We start from the raw sequence: 18,239 nt of genomic DNA, 5'->3' as shown, positions 1-18,239 counted from the left end.
AGGAAACCGAGATTGGGCTTGCGCCCATACATGACGGTCTGCGCGAAATATCGCTCGGGCGTCAGGGCGAAGGGGCCGTCGCTTTCGGGCCGTTCGAGGAAACGCCCGATCGCGCCGCCGACTTGATCGTCGAATACGAGCAGATCGTCCGCAACGATATCCGCTCCACGATGCTCGGCCGCCGCGATCAGCTTTTCAAGCCGCGACGGGTGCATCAGATCGTCGCTATCAAGGACGGCGATCCAGTCGCCGCGTGCAACCGCGATCGCGCGGTTTCGCGCGCCGGCGGGCCCGGTGTTACGCTCGGCGGTGAGGAAGCGGATGCGCGGATCCGCCGCGGCGAGCTCTTGCGCTATTGCCGGGCTCGCGTCGCTCGACAAGTCGTCGGCGATCAGGATCTCGAGGTCAGATACCGTTTGTCGCGCAGCGGACTGAACCGCCGCAGCAAGATCACGCGCGCCATTGTAATTGGCGATGACGACGGACACACGCGGCGCCGCATGGGGCTGTCGCATCACGCGGCCGTCGCGCGTCGGCGAAACCGCAAACCTGCCGCACGCCGGACCAGCATGACGAGCTGACCGATCGTCTCGCGACCGCCCGGCATCAATGCGATGACCAGCCACGAGATGGCATAGCCGATAATGCCCCCCAGGATCAGTGCCGGGATCGCGTCGAGTGCGGTTAGGTGACGGAAGAGCATCAACGCGCCCGCCGCGACGCAGGCGGCGACGGCATGCGAACTCGCCAGGCTCGCGAGATCCCAGGTCGACACGGGCCCCGATCGACCGACATACCAGATCATCAGCGGTAGCCCGACAAACAGATCAACCAGTGCGAACGATGCCGCAACCCCAGTCACCCCGAATTGCAGCCCGGCAATAAAGGCCGCGACGCAGACGATGGTGTGCAACGTCGTCACGGTCGAAAGGTCGCGTGTGCGCTGCTGGCTGACGAGCAGCCACGGTAACGTCTGCGTGAGCGGCATGTAGATCCCAGCCAGTCCCAGCCAGCGGAAGATCGGCACGACGTTGACCCACTGCTTCCCCATCGCCAGCGGGATCAGTTGGTCGGCCATGACCACTAGCACCACCATCCCCGGAATCGCGACCAGCATGATTTGGTTGGCAGCGCGGCGATATGCCGAACGATAGCGCGGCGCGTCATCGGCGAGTTGCGATAGAATCGGCACCACCGTCCGCGACAGCGGGCTGACGATCTGCATAAGCGGGAACAGCAGCAGCTTGTATGCCCGGTCGTAGAAGCCGAGCTGTTGGGCGCCAAGATATCGGCCGATCAGGATATTGTCGGCATTGCGCGCGATGAAGTTTGCGATGTTGGCGCCGGCAATGCCACCCCCGAAGGCGAGGAGGTGGCGCACCTCCGAAAGTCGAGCCGGGCGTACCGGCCGCCACCCAGTTGCGACCCAACCGCACACCAGCCCGATCGCCATATTACCGATCACAGAAGCAACGAGCGCCCACGGGCTGGGATAAATCACTGCGATCGCGATTGAAGCCGCAAGACCGCCGACCGCTCCCCCGATCTCCGCAACCATCATCGCGCCAAAGCGTAAATCGCGGGCGAGAATCGCGAACTGCAAGGTTGCAAGCCCGGAAAGAACGATCGTCCCCGCCAGCGCGATCGCCAGCGGCACTACTGCCGGCGCATTGTAGAAATCGCTGATCAGCGGCGACGCCACGGCCAACGCTAGGGCGAGCACGACCGACAAGCCAACGTTAATCAGGAAAAGCGTGGTTTCGTGTGCCCGGGTCACGTTGCGAACGGTGATCACCGCGTTAGAAAGGCCGAAATCCTGGATCATCATCACGAACCAGACGAGCGGCATCAACATCGCAAACAAGCCGAAATCGGTTGGTGCTAGCAATCTTGACAAGATAACGGTCGATGCCAGTTGGCACAGGAATTTCACGCCCTGAGCGGATCCGAGCATCAACGCGCCACCCATGGCGCGGTGTGAAAAGCCCTCTGGGCTGGTCGGTGAATCTTCGGGGTTTGCCGGAACTTCGGTATCGGCAGCGGCATCGGTCGGCATCGTTACTCCTCGACGTTTACGCCACGGCCTGCATTTCTACTGATTCAGCGGGTAGCATCATTCGCGCGATCTCTGACGATTTTTTCTGCGCCGCAATAGATTAGTTATTGTTCTGCACTAAGGACGGATGTCCCATGCCGGTACCTGACCCCTCCCAATGCCCTTTCGCGCCGGCTCAGGTCGCTTGCGTTGCAATGCAGCTTGCCCTGCATTACCGCTGCAAGGCAGCATCGGTCGAGCAGGCCGCAGATGCATTGCCCTCAAGAATGCGAGGCTCACCCGTGATCCGCGGTTATCGATCGAAAGTCCGGCGAGCAAAGCTCAGGCAATGATAGCAGGCAAACAGGTGAGGTGCGCTGTTGTCGTCGGGAACGGCGACTTTAGTGCGTATTTGGCAGGGACGGCGGGTCGCGACGAGCCCCGCATCGAGTTTATCGAGATCGCACGGGCGACCGGTGGCGATTGCCTGTCTTACACGTCGGGTGCGGCTAAGCACGGAGGCTGGTTTTGTCGCCTTTTTGCAAAGCGGCCGAATCTTGGATCTGCGGTACATGCCGCCTGCGTCGCGCACCGGTACGATGCTATCTATGTGACGGGGGAAGATGTCGGCATGCCGCTTGCGCTGCTGCTTCGCTTGCGCGGCTGGCGCGGTCGGCTTGTTTGCCTCGCACATTATATAACCCCGCGTCGCGCACGGATATTCAAGCGGATCGGTGCCGGTGCCTTCCATCGGGTCATCACTGTGTCGCAGGCGCAAGCTGCCAGCCTGGTCACTCTGGCCGGATTTCCAGCCACGCGCGTTCGCGCGTTGCACAATTGGGTCGACGATCGCTTTTTCGATCCGGCGCTTGTCGACAAGATCCCGGATGTCGGTTTTGTCGCGTGCGGCGCCGAGAATCGTGACTATGCCGGGCTTCGCCGCGCGTTTGCGGAGACGCCGCAGCATGTCATGCGCATATTCGGCCATGGTTTCTTCGGGACCGGCGTTGCCGGGGCGGAGCGTCACAAGGACGGTCCGAGCAATGTCGTCGCCATGCCGCGGGTGAGCTTTGCCGAATTGCGCAATTATTACGGCAGTGCTGAAGCGGTGGTCGTTCCGCTGAACGGCGTGACCTATGCGGCCGGGGTGACGGGTGCGGTCGAAGCGATGGCGTGCGGTCGTCCGGTGATCGCAACCGAGACGACCGGAATCGCGGAGTATCTTGGCCAGATCGATCCCCGGCTGCGCGTGCCCCCCGGCGATGCGCATCGCATGGCGGAGGCCGTGCAACTCCTGGCCGACACCGACCTGGAAACCCGCGCCGCATGGGGCCAGCGCAATCGTGACTGGGTGGTGCAGCATTGTAGCCTCGATCGATACGTTGCGATCATCCGCGGCGAGATGATCGATCGCGACGACGTGGATTGATCTTGATGGGTTCGACAAACTTTATGATACAAGCGTCAGACGATTTCCCCTCGGTCAGATTACCCCAGTCGTCAGCAGGCCCTGCGCTTTCTCCGGCGTGGCAGTCGTTTTTGTTGATATGGTCGTGCGAAGGGGCGCTGCTGTTTGCGTCAGTCGGCAGTCGCCTATGTATCGTCGCCTTCATCCTGATAGCGACATTGTGGATCATCGCGAAACCTGATGCGAGCATAGCGGCCCTGCGCCGAAACGCCATCCTGTTTGCCCTGCCGCTCTTTTATTTCGTCTCTTCGACCTGGTCAATCTTCCCCTTCAAGACCTTGTATTCCGACGCGGCTTTGGTTGCCACGTTCGTTCTAGCGATCGCCATCGCCGCCGCGCCGGATCGCCGCTCGGCGGCCACCGGCGTCTGGGCGGCCTATGCCACCTTTACGCTCTTCTCGCTGATATTCGGGGGGCGCGTTTATTGGGAAGCCGAGGGGCTGACCGCCTTTGCGGGATTAGGCGGCGGCAAGAACGTGTTCGGCCACACCTCGGCGTTGACGGCGATCACATCGCTCTGCCTGCTTAGCTGGGTCTGGGATGGGAAGCGCCCGCTTGCGATGCGCACGATGGCCCTCGCAGTCTTTTTCGGGATCTTTCTGATAAGCGCCTACGCGGTCGTAATCGCCCGTGCCAGCGGTTCCATTATCGCACTCGGACTCGCAACGCTTACGTTTTTCGTCGCATTGCTCTCCGGTCGCGCGTCGGGAAGCATCCGCTTTCTTATTCTTTTTGCGGCCGTCAGCATTGTCTTGCTGTACGTATTGTTTGGCGAAGCGATCAAAGAAAGCGTTACCGGGCTTATTCTCCAGACGTTCCACAAAACGCCGGCGCTGAGTGGGCGGCTCTATTTTTGGGCGACCGCGGACAAGATCATCGCCGACCATCCGCTCCTCGGTATCGGCTACGACGCCTTCTGGACTCACGGTAATCCAGCCGCCGAAGGGCTTTGGCAGCTTTATAACATTCCAGGCCGGTCGGGCATCAATTTCCACAACACCGGTCGAGAGATCCTCGTCGCCGGCGGAATCGTTGGAATGGTCGTGGTCGTCACGACGATCGGTACGCTGATCGTGAAGCAATTGATACGGACCGTGCTGCACGGCAACCCGGTCGACGCGTTAGGCGTGGCGATTACCGCTTACTATGTTTCACGGATTTTCACCGAGAGCGTTGATCTCGGGCTCTGGCAGCCCGACACGATCATCATGCTCTTCTTTCTGAGCGCGCCCGCTCGTATGTCGCGCGGTGCTATGTCAACAGAAATCAAGGACAATCTGATCGTCCCGAAGGTCCGAGCGGGTCAGCGCTCCTATCCGAATTCACCGCGACGACTCTAGAGGCGTGGTTCGACGGAATATCGACAGCGGATCGCCAAGCTGGAACGGGCGTTCGACCAGCCCATAGAATATCAAACCTGCAAGCACGATAATCGGCGTCTCGAGCAGCAGGAGGAGACAATAGAGTCCGCCGACGGAATGTGCGCCGATGACCTTGACCAGCACGGTTGTCATGATTTGGACGATCTGGAGGTGTACGAGATAGAAGGAGTAGCAGGCGCTGCCGAGGAACGCGATGGGGCGGATCGAGAACAGTCTGCGGAAGAACTGGCCCCTGATTGCTGCAAAGAAGACGAGCAGGACGGCCAGCATCCTGGCAACTTCGACCGCCGCGACGACATTCCAGCTCGAAATGAAGTGAGTGAGCGTTCCGAGCGCGCCCAGCAGCGTCAAGCCGAGCAGCCCTAGGACATCGATCACATCGAAGGCGGCGGGACGGTCGGTGACGGCGTCCGGATAGAGATCCGCCAGCCATAGCCCGATCCAGAAGAAACCCAGGAATTTCGGAAAAGCAAAATAATAGCGTCCGACTTCGCCGAAGACATATTGGCCGGCGACCATCCAGCAAGCGAAGAGGATCGTGGTTATCACGCCGGCGATGATCTCTCGGCCGCGGGGCCGAAATCGGAAATATGAGAAGAACAAGAAGGGCGCGATCAGATAAAACTGCACCTCTATCTCAAGCGACCAGCCTGGGGGGAAGCCACGCGGCAACTCGCCGAACACGATGCCGTGGACGTACAGCACGCTGGCAACGAGATGGGGAAAGAAATCGCCGCCGCTGGCCTTTGAAAGGCTCGGTGCAATGAGAATGGCGATATTGCCGAGGACCAGGACGACCAGATAGGGAGGGGCGATCCGCACCAACCTTCGGTGAAAATACGCTCCATAAGCGAGCCGCTCTTTGCGGAGCCAGCGCCGCTTGAACTGTGCGGCGAGAATATAGCCGCTGATAGCAAAGAAAAGCAGCACGCCGGTCTGGGCCGCTGGCAGGAGACGGGCAAGCAGATCTTCCGATGCAGTAAGAGCGCGCGCGCGGCCGACTTCATGGACGACATGCTCCATCAGGTGGCCGACAATCACGAAGGCGATTGCGAGGAACCGCACCCCGTCGACTTCGGGGCGATACGAGCCGTGGATCACGACGCGATGCAGCGCTCGGAACCAAGCCGTTATTTTTGATTCCGGCCGGGTTGATGCGATCGACATAATTGATCCTATGATCGTTTGCTCGGGCTTGATGCAGTATCTTCGGCAATGGTGGCGGATGCCCTATCCGATAGTTTTGCGGATAGACACGCGCCCTAAGAAAACGGCGGGTTTAGGGATGCTCCATGGCCGGCCAGGCGGTCGGCGAGGCGCCGGGGGGGCGGCCGAACAGGCGCTGATGCAGATATCCGAACGCCCATGCGCTATGCATGATCATCGCCGCAATTCCCCCCCATACGACGCAACCGCTGCGCGCGCGGATGCCAAGATACAGACCAAACGCGATCGACGCCCCAGCCCAGCCGACAAAGGGCAGGGCAAAGCCTACCCAGACTGGGATCAGCAGCAACAGGAGGATGGCCGGCACGACGACCAGCGGCGCGAGCTGACGTGGCTTGATCGGCATCTTATGGCGCTGCTGATTTCGCGCGCGTCCCTGGCCGTATTTTCGATACTGCCGGAACAACGAAGCCGGATCGCCACGCGGATAATAGATGATCGACAGCGATGGTTCGAGCCAGATCTTGCCGCCGTTCAAGCCGATCCGATGATCGAGTTCGGCGTCCTCATTGTGTGTAAAGCTTTCGCAATATCCCCCGGCTTCCCGAAATGCATCGATCCGCATCAAGGCGTGATGGCCATGATCGACAAAGCGCCCTTCGCCGCCGTGACGATGCGCCGACCCGCCGGTTCCCAGCACCGAATTCTGCGCGGCCGCGACGGCGCGTTGAAAGCATCCGATCCCGCGCGTTTCCATCGAGACAACGACTGAGGATACGCCAAGCGCAGTAGCGCGCGATACCAATGTCGAGACATAAGCCTGCGGATAGTCGGCATGCGCATCTATGCGCGCGAGCCATTGCCGCTCGGCGCCGTATCGTTTGACTGCCAAGTTGATGCCGGGGCCCTGCGCCCGGGCGGGATTTTCAAGCAGGATGACGTTGGGGTGTTCGACTGCAACCGCAGCCACGATCGCGCGGCTTCGATCGGTGCTGCCGCCGTCGGCGACGACGATTGTTGCGGAGCCGACGTCGTCAAGCAACTGGCCGAGCAACCGAGGAAGATGAGCTTCTTCGTTGAGGCAGGGGATGACGACCAGCACGTCGCTCAGATCGGGCTTCATGCGCCGTTCTCCATGCCGGTCGTGCCGAGAAGGGTCGAGACGATCCGCAACGATTCGCCTTGGACGAAGCGCGTCTTTTCGGCCGGCAACGCCGCGACCGCTTCGCGCATAGAGGCGTACGCGGTCGGTTCCAGCCCCATCAGGAACGGCATAACTTCTGCTTCCAAGTCATTGAAGGTGCGCCCGACACGTGTCCGGTCGAGCCAGCGTCCGACCTCGACAGCGCAGAGCGCGAGGGGGGGAACGCCCGCCGCCAGGCTTTCATACAGTCGGTTCGGTAGCAGCCATTTCGAGTTCAGTCCTTCTTCGTAAAAGTCCACGGCCCAGGCAAAATCGACCGACGCGTATAACGAAGGCAATTGCTCGAGTCGGTAGGGGCCGGTGAAGCGCAACCCCGGCGACGCCGCAACGATCGCGTCGAAATCGGGGATCTCGGTCAGGTTCGGACGACCGGCGATCAGCACTTCCACGCGCCCAGCGGACGCCGCTGCAAAGCTCGCCAGTATCATCAGGCTCTTCCGGCATCGAATGATCCCGAACCAGCCGATCTGCCAGGGATGGCCGTGCGCCGGTCGTACCGCGGGAAGTGCCTTGGACGCGTCGCGGGGCACCTTATTCTCGACTAATAGAATGGGCTTGCGATACCCTTGAACAGAATGGAAATATTTCTCGATATAGGCAGGTGAACTGGTCACGATCATCGCGACGTCGGCGAGCAACCTGCGCTCTATCTTACGCAGCAGCTTCCCGGCGGTGCCGTCCGACAGCAAGAGCCGGTGAAGGTCGAGGCATTCATAGACAAGCCTTTGCTCAGGTTTGCGGATCCGTACAGCGATCGCCAGCATCTCCAGATTGCGCGCTACGATGACATCGGCGCCGACCACGACGCGGCGCGCGTCAGCTGGCTTGGCGAGGTTCGCCATGATCGCCCCGATCCGCTGCACGAGGCGCATGTCGCGGGTCACGCCCAGATCGATCACACAGTCTGCGGCTCCGACGGTATCAGGCAGCGCCCGGCGTCGAAATCCGCCTATGCGCACCCGCGCGCCGCCTTCGACGAACAAGCCGACGCGTCGTTCGACGGCCGCATCGTTCAGGTCGTGAACGAGATACCCAACGGTCCGATCCATGCCGGTTTCGCCGCTCATTTATAGGGCGCTACGCTAGGGCCGTGCGGGCCCAATATCGAGCACGAACTTATCGGTCCCATTTTCAAACGCTCGATCCTTCATCGCCTCTTAAACTGATTGCCTTAAAGCCGATGTACTGCAAAGAGGTTATATAAATGCGTTGGGGTGGGGCCATCACAACCAAAGAAGACCTCGCTACATAAGGGTTGGGCTGGTGAATACACAATCGATCGACGCGAACGAGCCGTCTCCGGAGCGTGCGTCCGACAGCAGGTCCTTGTTTCCCGATCCCAGAACAATTCTCGCTGTTTTTCGGCGTAGAATCTGGTGGTTCCTTATCCCAGTGCTGCTCGCCGCAGCCGCTCTTACCGTCTATCTGTTGCTGGTGCATCCGCGTTATGCGGCCGAGGCGTCAGTTGTTATCGAGCCGCGTAAAACTGAATTTATCACAAGCAATCCGAACACGGCGCCGATCGCTGATTCTCCCCCCGGCAACGACGAGATGGACACGGAAGTCCAAATCCTCACCTCGACCGCGATGGCGGGCCGCGTCGCTGAGGCGTTGCACCTCGAGCAATATGCCGAATATCGCAGCGCAGTCCCTCTCGTCTACAATCACAAGGTTCCGAGCCAAAACCCGCTTGCTCGCAAGCTACTGCAGCACATGCTGATCCAGCGTGTGGGCCTGACCTTCGTTATTACGGTCTCCGCGAAATCAAAGGATCCAGCGCTCGCAGCGCGAATCGCTAACGAATATGTGCAGCAATATATCGCTGCTGGGCTCGACCGGAAAAACTCCGCAGCTGAAACAACCGGTGATTTTTTGCAAAGCCGGCTCGACGAGCTGCGTAACGGGGCTGTCGCGGCAGATGCCGCCGTCCAGCGCTACAAGGTTCAGCATGGACTGATGAGTGCCGAGGGCGCAACGATGGCGGAGCAGGAAGTTTCGTCGTTGAACGAAGAGATCGCCAAGGCGCGTGCGGACTATGCTGAGAAGCTCGGCCGTCTAAATTCGGCGCGTTCGCTTGCCGGGCAGGGCGGCGGGCAGGATCTTCAAACCGCGCTGCAATCCCCCACAATCGCAGATCTTCGCAGTAAGGAAGCGGAAGCCAGCCGCCGCCTCGCGGATTTGACGGCGCATTACGGCAATCTCTACCCCGAAGTCGTTCGCACGCAAAAGGAGCTGAGCGACATCCGGACCCAGATCAGCCGCGAACTGCAACGGATCGTCGCCAGCCTGAGCGGCGAAGCACAGATTGCTGGATCGCGCTTGTCATCGCTGACACAAAGCCAAGCGCAAGCCCATGGCCAGCTTGCTTCCAACGGCGTGTCGCAGATCGAATTGCTCGAACTGCAGCGCAAGGCCGAAGGCGCGAGCGCGATTTACGCGGCGTACCTTAACCGCTCCAAGGAAATGATCTCGCGCAAGGGCCTGAATACGACCGACGCGCGGATCGGGACTCTCTCAGGCGTTCCCACGACACCCGTTTCGCCCAACATCCCGCTTGCGGTTCTTGTTGCGATCCTGGCCGGCATCGGCTTTGGCTGCGCCGGCGTATTTGTCGCCGAATATCTCGACAGCGGGGTGAGCACCAAGTCGGACGTGGAGCGGCGCTTGCGCGTTCGCTATGCTGGGGCGGTGCCGGAGCTCAAATCGACGCTGGACGGCATGCGCAACGTGCAGAGCCCGCAGGATTATTTGATCGATCATCCGAATTCGGCCTTTGCCGAAGCGTTCCGGAGTCTGCGGGCCATCCTGATGCTGCGCGGCGGCAGCGGGGCGCGTGTTATAGCGATCACCTCCGCCATGCCGCGCGAGGGCAAATCGACCACATCGATCTGTCTAGCCCGGACTTTCGTCTCGTCAAACATGCGGACTGTGCTCGTCGATTGCGATGTCCGACGCCGTTCAAGCAGCGACGCGCTGTTGGCGGAAGGCTCGCAGGGCTTGCTGCAATATTTCCGCGGCGAAACCTCGATGCAGGACTCGCTCGTGAAGGACAAGGACACCGACCTAGTCATCCTTGGTACGACACTTGCCCCCGATGTTGGTCACGACGTCATGACCCAGGCGAACATCGATCGCATGCTCCAAGATCTGCGGCCGCTCTTCGACGTCATCCTGCTCGATACCGCGCCGGTGCTGGCGCTCGCCGAGACCCGGGATCTGGCAGCCGCTGCTGACTCCGTGTTGATCGTGACGCGCTGGCGCAAGAGTTCGCGCAAGGCGGTCGACGCGGCGATTGAGCTGCTGCTTCATGCTGGCGCTCGCTTGCGTGGTCTCGCGCTCTCGCGCGTCGACGTCAAGAAGTTTGCCAGCACCGGGCCGGAAGATACCTTCAGCTATCATAAGAAGTTTGCCGGTTACTACGTGAATTGAGAGCGATCTCGCTTCGGTCAACGGGGCGGTTTGAGCGGGTCATTTGCCTACAGATACTATTACCGCCGTCTGCGATCGCGGCGCGGGCCTGTGGCCGAGCAAGAAATAAGGTGGAAAGGGGTGACATTGTCCATACGTAAATACCGCCTGCTTGCAGGCATCATGAGCGTAGGGGCTTTTGTCGCGACGGCGTCGCCGGCCGCCGCACAGATCACCGAGGCCTATCGGCCAGTCAATCCAGATCAGACCGATGATGACGTCCTGACCCGGCGGCAGCCCGAATTCGACCCGGTGGGCGGACGCCTCGGCAGCTTTTTCCTCTACCCACGTTTCACCGTCAGCACGGGGTATAGCGACAACGTCTTGGGTACGCCGACCGCGGCGAAGAGCGATGGTTTCTCGACCGCGCGTGCCGATGTGCAGCTTGTGTCCGACTGGGGTCGTCATCAGCTCGAATTCCTCGCTTACGGTCAGGCCCGGCGCTATTATCGATTGAGCACGGAAAACACCGAAGCCTATGGCGCGTTGGTCAACGGTCGGTATGACATCAGCCACGATACGGCTGTCTCGGCCAACTTCCGCGCAGACCATCAGCCGGAGGATCGCTTCAGCGTCGACAATCTGGCCTTCACGCTTAAGCCGGTCGAAACGTTGATGCTGAACGGCAATGTACGTGCGGACAAACGCTTCGGCGCGTTCGCCGTACGGGGCGGTATTCAAGTGGTCGATTCCTCTTATGAGAACGCCAGGACACTGGCGGGACCAATCAACGAAACCGACCGCAACAACCTGCGCGTGTTGTACCAGGGATCCGTCCGGTATGACGTTACGCACAATGCAGCGCTGATTCTTGCCGGCCAATACGACACGATCAACTATGGCAGATCGCTGCTCGGCGATCGCGACACGACCGGCTATCGCCTCGAGGCGGGTGTGGGGTTGGCGATCACGCATCAGCTCGTCGGCGACATACGGGTTGGATATCTGCATCGCGACAATGCCAACCCGCTCCTACGCAACCTCAGCGGAATTTCATTCTTCGCAAACGTAAGTTGGTCGCTGACACGGCTGCTATCCATCCGCCTGACGGCCAATCGCGATATCGAGAATTCGGCGACGCTGGCAAGCCCGGGCAACCTGCGCTCGACGGGGCAGCTCAGCGCTAGCTACGAAGTGTTGCGCCCATTGATCATCACGCCCGCGATCCGCGTGTCGCGGATCGATGCGATCGGGATCGAAGGTTCGAACTTCGAAAAGGAAGCCACGTTCGACGCGATCTACCGGCTCAACCGGCAATTCTCGATTTCGGCCAACCTTCGCCATTTCGACCGAAACGCAGGCATTTTCCAGCCCGTCAACGGGAACACCGCCCGGGTCGGGGTCGCATTGACGCTGTGAGCATCGTTGACGATCCTTCGCGGCGCACCGATCCGATACGGACGGTCGATATCGTAATCGCCGCATATAATGCGGCCGCGACGATCGGCGAAACGATAAAGTCGGCGTTGGCTCAACCCGAGACCGCATCCGTCATCGTCGTCGACGATTCATCCCGCGACGATACCGTCGCGGTGGCGACCGCCCGTGATGACGGGACGGGACGGCTCCAGGTCTTGCGCCAGGACCGCAACGGTGGTCCCTCGCGCGCGCGCAACCGGGGAATCGCAGTATGTTCGGCGCCCTGGTTCACCGTACTTGATGCCGACGACGTGTTCCTTCCCGGCCGGCTCGCGGCGTTGCTACAGCATGCCGACGAAGCCGATCTCATTGCCGATGATCTGCTCGTTCGCGACGAAGGGGCGGCCGAGACACGCCCGATGTTTTTCCCGCCGGTGGACCGTCCGCAAGCGCTCGATGCCGCGGCATTCATAAACGGAAATATCAGCCATGGTGCGAAGGGGCGCCGTGATTTAGGTTTCATCAAGCCGCTGATACGGCGAGAGCTGCTGGTTCGGCACGCGGTTCGGTTCGACGATGCGCTCTGGCTTGGTGAGGATTACGAGCTCTATACGCGGGCGCTGTTGCTCGGTGGCCGGCTGTTGCTCGTTCCGGCGGCGGGATATGTTTATACCGTGAGGCCAACGTCGCTGAGCGGTGAGCATACGATTGATGCGCTGCGGATGCTGCGCGATTGTGACCAAGGTCTTGCCACCATTCCTGGCCTGACGACCGCGCAAAGAAAAGCGCTCGATGATCATTATCAGAGCGTTGATCGGCGTCTGCAGTGGCGCCTCCTGATCGAAGCGGTCAAGCGACGCGACGCCAAGGCGGCAGTCGCTACATTTTCGCGTTCAGGCGCCGTTTCGGTTTTTTTGGTAGGCATGCTTCTGCAGGAAGCAGTGCGCCGTGTCAGACTAGCGCTGCCTTCGTGAATCGTTCAAGAGAAATGCACAGCTTGGCTGTGCTGTTGGGGAGGAACCACATGAATCGCGTGTTTGGGGCGATCACATTGATTGCCATGACTGGTTTCGTCGGCACGGCAAACGCCCAGACCGCGATGGGCGTGCCCGCCAAGATGACCACTGCAACGATGATCGATGATTATAAGCTGGCATCGGGCGACAAGGTTCGGATCATCGTTTACGGCGAAGACGCGATGACTGGCGAATACAGCGTGACGGATGCGGGCTTCATCGACTTCCCGCTTGTCGGCAAGGTGCCTGCCGGCGGCCTGTCGCTAAAGGACGTCACGTCGGTGATTACGCGGCGCTTGGCCGAGGGGTATATCAAGGATCCGCGGGTTAGCGCGGAAGTGGTCGATTATCGTCCGTTCTATATCCTTGGCGAAGTTCAGAAGCCTGGCAAATACCCGTTCGCGACCAGCCTTACGCTGCAGCAGGCGGTCGCCGCGGCGGGTGGCTTCACGTACCGGGCCAATCTCAAGAAGATCTATCTAAGGCGGCAGGGTCAGGATACGGAGGTTGTCGTGAATGCTAAGGCCGGCCCTATCAATATCATGCCCGGTGATACCATCCGCGTTAGCGAACGTTTCTTCTGACCTCCGGATCAGCGGTGCTCTGATATCAGCAAGGCATAAGCATGGCTAGGTCCGGGCCACGGAAGGGCCTGTTGGAACGAGTGTGGGCGCTGTTCGGGCGACGATCGCGGACGCTCTCGTTTCCAAGTTATGATGGCGAACGACCATCGGCGATCCCCCCGGGACGCTTGGTTTACGCCATTGGCGATATTCACGCGTGCGCCGACTTGTTCTGGGCATTGCTTGATCGGATCGCCGACGACACGACCGCTCGAATGGGGCGTGCAGTGACGATGATCGTGCTCGGTGATATTATCGACCGGGGCCCAGACTCTGAAAAGATGCTGCGTACGATGCATCAGCTCAGTCAGACCCGCGATAACGTCATCGTTATTCGTGGGAATCACGAACAGATGCTGCTCGACGTGCTCGATGGAAGCTATGATGCACTTGCCCTATGGCTGCGCCATGGTGGGCGTGAGTTCCTAGGCAGCTTCGCTATCGACGAGGCGCTGATGGATCCCGATCGGATGAGGGAGTTGATTGCTGCGTTGCAGCAGGCGATCGCGCCACCGATCGTAGCGTGGTTGCGGTCGCTGCCGTTCAAGGTTCGCATCGGCGACTACCTCTTCGTACATGCCGGCATCCGACCCGGGGTCCCAATCGAAAAACAGGAAGATACGGACTTATTGTGGATCCGCGACGCCTTCCTCGACTATGATGGGCCCCATCAGGCCGTCATAGTCCATGGTCATACGATCGTCGAATCAGGCCCTGAAATGCTCAGATATCGGATCGGGGTCGATACCGGTGCGTACCGAACGGGCATCTTGACCGCAGTGGGGTTGGCGGGCGAAGATCGCTGGATCATCCAGAACACCGACTAAGCAGGCGTTTTGTGCGGTTTCGGCACAAAAATCCGGAAAAGTCATATAATTTTAAGCACACCCTCGGAAGGTGAACCCCTCGCTACGGGGTGTGTGTGATGAGCGTTAGTAGACCAATGTCCTTTTTGTCCTCGTTCGCTTTGACCTTGTCCGCATGCGGTGGCGGAGATGCGTCGGCGAGCGCTCCGGCGATCAGTGTGGTGCCCGCAGCGGCGACTGCGACGCCAACTCCGGCACCATTGCAAACTCCGGCCCCCACACCGACACCCACCGCGGCGGCTAGTTCGGCGTCGGCGGCTTCTGTTGCGATGGCGACTCTCCCGGCACTCGACATGCGCGGCAATGTATTGTGGAACTGGTCGGCGCCTTGGCTCGCCTCCGAATGGGGTAGCGTCTTGGGTGTCGTGCCATGGAAATTCGACCACGTAACGACGGCTGGCACTGATGTCGTACTCACGATGAATCAGTCGGGTGCAGCGCAACTGCAGGCACAGGGCGCGACGCCTGCATATAGCCAAGGACTGTGGGAAGCGGATGTGTCGATCCCGACGCTCCGATCGGGCGTAGATGTCGCGGCTTTCTATTTATATTCGAATGATACTAAGGACGAGGTAGATTTCGAGTTCTTTGGTACGCTTGGTTTGTTCGCGACGCTACATTCGGGCGGGAAGTCGTCGGATTCGATCAAAGTCGCGGAAGCCGCCGATTTCAATGGCCGTCGCGCGCGGCTGGGGATCAAGATCGATCAGTCGAACGGCTATATCGCGATGATGATCGATGGTCGCGAAGTCCATCGTTTTCAGCGTGCAACGGCTCCGGTCTTCCCAGCGTCAGCGATGAAGCCTTTTTTCGATCTCCAGCCGGGCACACCCGCACAGGATAGCTGGCTGGGCCATTGGAACGGATTTTCGTCGCAGGCCGATCAGATGCAGTTGATCATTCATGGCTATCGGTACAGTTAGTCCGATCGCCCCGCCGCTGATCGCTTACGCGCGGCATGAGAGACCCGGCGTCTGCGCAAAGGCGCGCCTGGTCTGTTGCGATATAAAGCGCAGCTCCAGACCGGCTGTGTGCTGAGTTGAACCGAAGATTTCCGGGGAGAGGATTTTTTTGATTTAAGATGACTGCTGGACAGGGAGGCCAGCAGTCATGCCGAAAGCCTGTTCGAACGATTTGCGCGAGCGTGTGGTGAAGGCAGTGGTGTCGGGGGCTTCGGCCCGGTCGGCGGCGCTGCGCGCTGGGGTTGCCCGTCGAGCGCGATCAAGTGGATGGCGCGGTATCGAGAACGCGGTGATGTATCACCAGCGTCGCAGGTGGGCGTGTGCGCTCGCCGCTGCATGCGCATCGCTCGAACGCTTCACACCAGCAGAATGCGCCAACTATCTGCTCAATGCTGGATATGTCGCTATCTAACCTGAAAACGCTCTAGGCGGTAGGGGGCCGGGGAAGCGTATCTCCAGATCGCGCGTTCGTATGGAATATACGCTCTTGAAAGCGCTTGCAGAAAAAGGTGAGGCTTTCGGCGCGGTCTGCCGCCACACATCGGCACAACCTTACTTCGCCGCAATTTGGTAGACCGGCGGATGAGGGCCTGATGGTCGTCGCGCATTTCGAGCCCGTGCCGGTGCTCTAGCCTTATTGAGCCTCCATGCGCGTCGTTCAAAGGCGTTAGGCCGTTAGCCTCACTGCCTGGTGCAGACGCGTTTACAGCAGCGCAATGATCCCGATGACGGTAAGCCAGCCAGCGACCCCGAGCCCACCGACCACCAGCAAGCGCTGGCCTCGCGAAACGCGTTCGACTTCTGGAGGGGTTTGGCGCGACCATTCGCGTACCATCGCCTGATCGAGTTGCCCGCCGAAATCAACTTCGACAACCGATCGCGCGTTTGCCGGCGCGGACACCAATTGTGGATCGATCGGTTTGAGGAATTCACAGCCAAATCCATCACCAGTCTGACGAACGATATATGCAGTACGTTGACCGATGCCGGGAATTCCGACCGTCACCTTTTCGTGAAGATCAAGACCGACTTCTGTCCGCACGCGAAAGCCCGTTACAGACAGATCCTCAACGACCACGTCGATCGGCCCGTTGCGCACGTGCCGCAATGTTCCGGCGACATCGAGAGTCTCGCGTTCTGCTCCGCGACTGTCTCTAACAAGCTTTGCGATCAGTGCCATAATCTAGTCCTGCTAAGATACGTCCTATCTAGGAATAAAGCGATAAAATAAAGTTAACATAGGACTGTTTGCCCATAGCGTTCGAAAGCGGGCGGGCTGCCGCGATGTGAATGATAGGTCGACCGTCATAGTCTCAACCCCAAAAGGGCGGCTCAATCTAAGCGGCAAGCTTAAGTCGGAGATTACAAAACGCCAGTTTCGTGTGGTCGGGGTCGTATTCGGTCGAGGTAGAACGATTTTGAAAGCGCGCCCGCGGAACGCACATCAGAGAACAAGTTTACCCTCGTTGCGGGAATATGGTGCTATGAAAACGGACCGAATTAGCCGGACGAAAAGTGACGAAAAGTAAGGTAGAAATCGATCGCTTCACTTGGCGATCCGCGACTATGCGAGAGAAATGTAGAGCATTCGTTACTCCGCCTCGGAAAAGGTTTTCGAGCGGCGATACGGCGGCGCTTCATCAACCGACGGATCGCAAGGCGGCGCGGCACGCTCGCCAGTGTCTGTTACTGGCACCTTCGCGGCTATGGCGCAGACGGTTGCAGCCAGCCTGCAAGGCTGTTGATATAACCGATTTCAATTAAATAAATGATCTTGTAACGTTTCGACGCTAGGTTATTGGTACATCCTGACTAGCCATGCCGTTTGTATGGACCGGATGTCCATTTATGGGTGTGAGATAGGCATGTGAGTTGGCCGGAACATGCAAAGCAGGACAAGCCGGTCGGCGTTCCACGATATGAGCAACCTGTATCGTCGACTCGATTTGATCTGGCTGTGATTCGTTGGCTCGATGTATCTCTGGCCGGGTTAGGGCTACTGTTCCTGTTGCCGCTGATGATTGTCCTGATCATCGTGACATGGCTAGGAGATCCCGGCCCGGTTTTTTTCGGCCATGTGCGAATTGGCAAGGGCGGTCGCGCCTTTCATTGCCTTAAGTTTCGCACGATGGTCACAGATGCTGAAGAGCGCTTGCTCCGGTTGCTGCAATCCGATCCAGACGCTCGGGCGGAGTGGGAGCGCGATCGCAAGCTTACGAACGACCCCCGCATAACCGGAATTGGGCGTTTCATGCGTAAAACGAGTCTCGACGAATTACCGCAGCTCTGGAATGTCGTGCGCGGGGAAATGAGCCTTATCGGTCCGCGCCCCATCGTACAGGCTGAGGTTCCGCGATACGGCCGGTATATCGCCGATTACATGAGCACCCGGCCGGGCATTAGCGGTCTATGGCAAATCAGCGGTCGAAACAATGTCAGCTACAGGCGCCGCGTCGCCTTGGACGTAGCATTCGCGCGCTCACGTTCGCTTAAATTGTATCTCAGAATTTTGGTTCTCACCTTGCCAGCCGTAATCTTACAGCGTGGTTCGTACTGATCAGAAATGTTATATCGCTTCGCCTATGTTGGCGAGGCAACGGAAACTAAAAGTGCACTTATACTTTGTGTAAGCCGGCCTAAAAGACCAAAGACGTCACAAGCTGTATATCCGCTCCCCGAGCACTCAGCT

The 18,239-nt window shown here is 59.5% G+C and carries 14 protein-coding genes and 1 pseudogene; 9 read left to right on the top strand and 6 right to left on the bottom strand.

The window, feature by feature from the left end; genetic code table 11:
* Window positions 1-179: 179 nt before the first annotated feature.
* Both EAH76_RS24835 and EAH76_RS09040 read right to left on the bottom strand, forming a co-directional pair.
* A pseudogene (locus tag EAH76_RS24835) lies at window positions 180-515 on the bottom strand (glycosyltransferase family 2 protein); the annotation flags it as partial.
* Window positions 515-2,056, bottom strand: coding sequence for a lipopolysaccharide biosynthesis protein (locus tag EAH76_RS09040; RefSeq protein WP_140849907.1), 1,542 nt, complete (start codon window positions 2,054-2,056; stop codon window positions 515-517). The pseudogene EAH76_RS24835 and the gene EAH76_RS09040, both read right to left, overlap by 1 nt.
* 157 nt (window positions 2,057-2,213) lie before the next feature.
* On the opposite strand from EAH76_RS09040, the gene EAH76_RS09035 reads away from it, so the two are divergent.
* On the top strand, window positions 2,214-3,464 hold the full coding sequence (locus tag EAH76_RS09035; protein ID WP_140849906.1) for a glycosyltransferase family 4 protein: 1,251 nt from the start codon (window positions 2,214-2,216) through the stop codon (window positions 3,462-3,464).
* 5 nt (window positions 3,465-3,469) lie between these two features.
* Window positions 3,470-4,843, top strand: a complete 1,374-nt coding sequence (locus tag EAH76_RS09030) for an O-antigen ligase family protein (protein ID WP_140849905.1) — start codon at window positions 3,470-3,472, stop codon at window positions 4,841-4,843.
* Here the strand turns inward: EAH76_RS09030 and EAH76_RS09025 are convergent.
* The 3 genes from EAH76_RS09025 to EAH76_RS09015 all read right to left on the bottom strand — a co-directional run bounded on the left by EAH76_RS09025 (window position 4,826) and on the right by EAH76_RS09015 (window position 8,323).
* Entirely contained in the window at window positions 4,826-6,052 is a 1,227-nt protein-coding gene (locus EAH76_RS09025) for an acyltransferase family protein (protein ID WP_140849904.1), read from the bottom strand. The two genes, EAH76_RS09030 and EAH76_RS09025, sit on opposite strands and share 18 nt — an antisense overlap.
* A 112-nt stretch (window positions 6,053-6,164) precedes the next feature.
* Window positions 6,165-7,175 (bottom strand): glycosyltransferase family 2 protein, encoded by a 1,011-nt coding sequence (locus tag EAH76_RS09020; RefSeq protein ID WP_140849903.1) that lies wholly within the window; start codon window positions 7,173-7,175, stop codon window positions 6,165-6,167.
* Window positions 7,172-8,323, bottom strand: coding sequence for a glycosyltransferase family 4 protein (locus EAH76_RS09015; RefSeq protein WP_140849902.1), 1,152 nt, complete (start codon window positions 8,321-8,323; stop codon window positions 7,172-7,174). Before EAH76_RS09015 ends, EAH76_RS09020 begins: the two co-directional genes overlap by 4 nt.
* 196 nt (window positions 8,324-8,519) lie before the next feature.
* Here EAH76_RS09015 and EAH76_RS09010 point away from each other — a divergent pair, with 196 nt between their 5' ends.
* The 6 genes from EAH76_RS09010 (at window position 8,520) to EAH76_RS08985 (ending at window position 15,511) form a co-directional block, all read left to right on the top strand.
* A complete protein-coding gene (locus EAH76_RS09010; RefSeq protein WP_277754267.1) occupies window positions 8,520-10,685 on the top strand; it encodes a GumC family protein in 2,166 nt (721 codons plus the stop codon).
* A gap of 90 nt (window positions 10,686-10,775) precedes the next feature.
* Window positions 10,776-12,083, top strand: coding sequence for an outer membrane beta-barrel protein (locus EAH76_RS09005; RefSeq protein WP_140849900.1), 1,308 nt, complete (start codon window positions 10,776-10,778; stop codon window positions 12,081-12,083).
* Complete coding sequence (locus EAH76_RS09000) at window positions 12,080-13,057, top strand: glycosyltransferase family 2 protein (RefSeq protein WP_161989000.1); 978 nt, start codon at window positions 12,080-12,082, stop codon at window positions 13,055-13,057. The genes EAH76_RS09005 and EAH76_RS09000 overlap by 4 nt, the downstream gene beginning before the upstream one ends.
* 50 nt (window positions 13,058-13,107) lie before the next feature.
* Entirely contained in the window at window positions 13,108-13,683 is a 576-nt protein-coding gene (locus EAH76_RS08995; protein ID WP_161988999.1) for a polysaccharide biosynthesis/export family protein, read from the top strand.
* Between the two features lie 167 nt (window positions 13,684-13,850).
* Window positions 13,851-14,549, top strand: coding sequence for a metallophosphoesterase family protein (locus tag EAH76_RS08990; RefSeq protein WP_161988998.1), 699 nt, complete (start codon window positions 13,851-13,853; stop codon window positions 14,547-14,549).
* 116 nt (window positions 14,550-14,665) lie between these two features.
* Window positions 14,666-15,511 carry a family 16 glycosylhydrolase gene (locus EAH76_RS08985; RefSeq protein ID WP_140849896.1) on the top strand — a complete coding sequence of 282 codons (846 nt, stop codon included), beginning with the start codon at window positions 14,666-14,668 and terminating at the stop codon, window positions 15,509-15,511.
* Window positions 15,512-16,253: 742 nt separating this feature from the next.
* On the opposite strand, the gene EAH76_RS08980 is transcribed toward EAH76_RS08985, so the two are convergent.
* Complete coding sequence (locus EAH76_RS08980) at window positions 16,254-16,730, bottom strand: PilZ domain-containing protein (protein ID WP_140849895.1); 477 nt, start codon at window positions 16,728-16,730, stop codon at window positions 16,254-16,256.
* Window positions 16,731-17,417: 687 nt separating this feature from the next.
* On the opposite strand from EAH76_RS08980, the gene EAH76_RS08975 reads away from it, so the two are divergent.
* On the top strand, window positions 17,418-18,107 hold the full coding sequence (locus tag EAH76_RS08975) for a sugar transferase (protein WP_140849894.1): 690 nt from the start codon (window positions 17,418-17,420) through the stop codon (window positions 18,105-18,107).
* Window positions 18,108-18,239: the final 132 nt, after the last annotated feature.

Source organism: Sphingomonas glacialis (assembly GCF_006439055.1).
In the GTDB taxonomy this organism is placed as follows: domain Bacteria; phylum Pseudomonadota; class Alphaproteobacteria; order Sphingomonadales; family Sphingomonadaceae; genus Sphingomonas; species Sphingomonas glacialis_A.
This window is presented reverse-complemented; position numbering and strand designations above follow the sequence as displayed.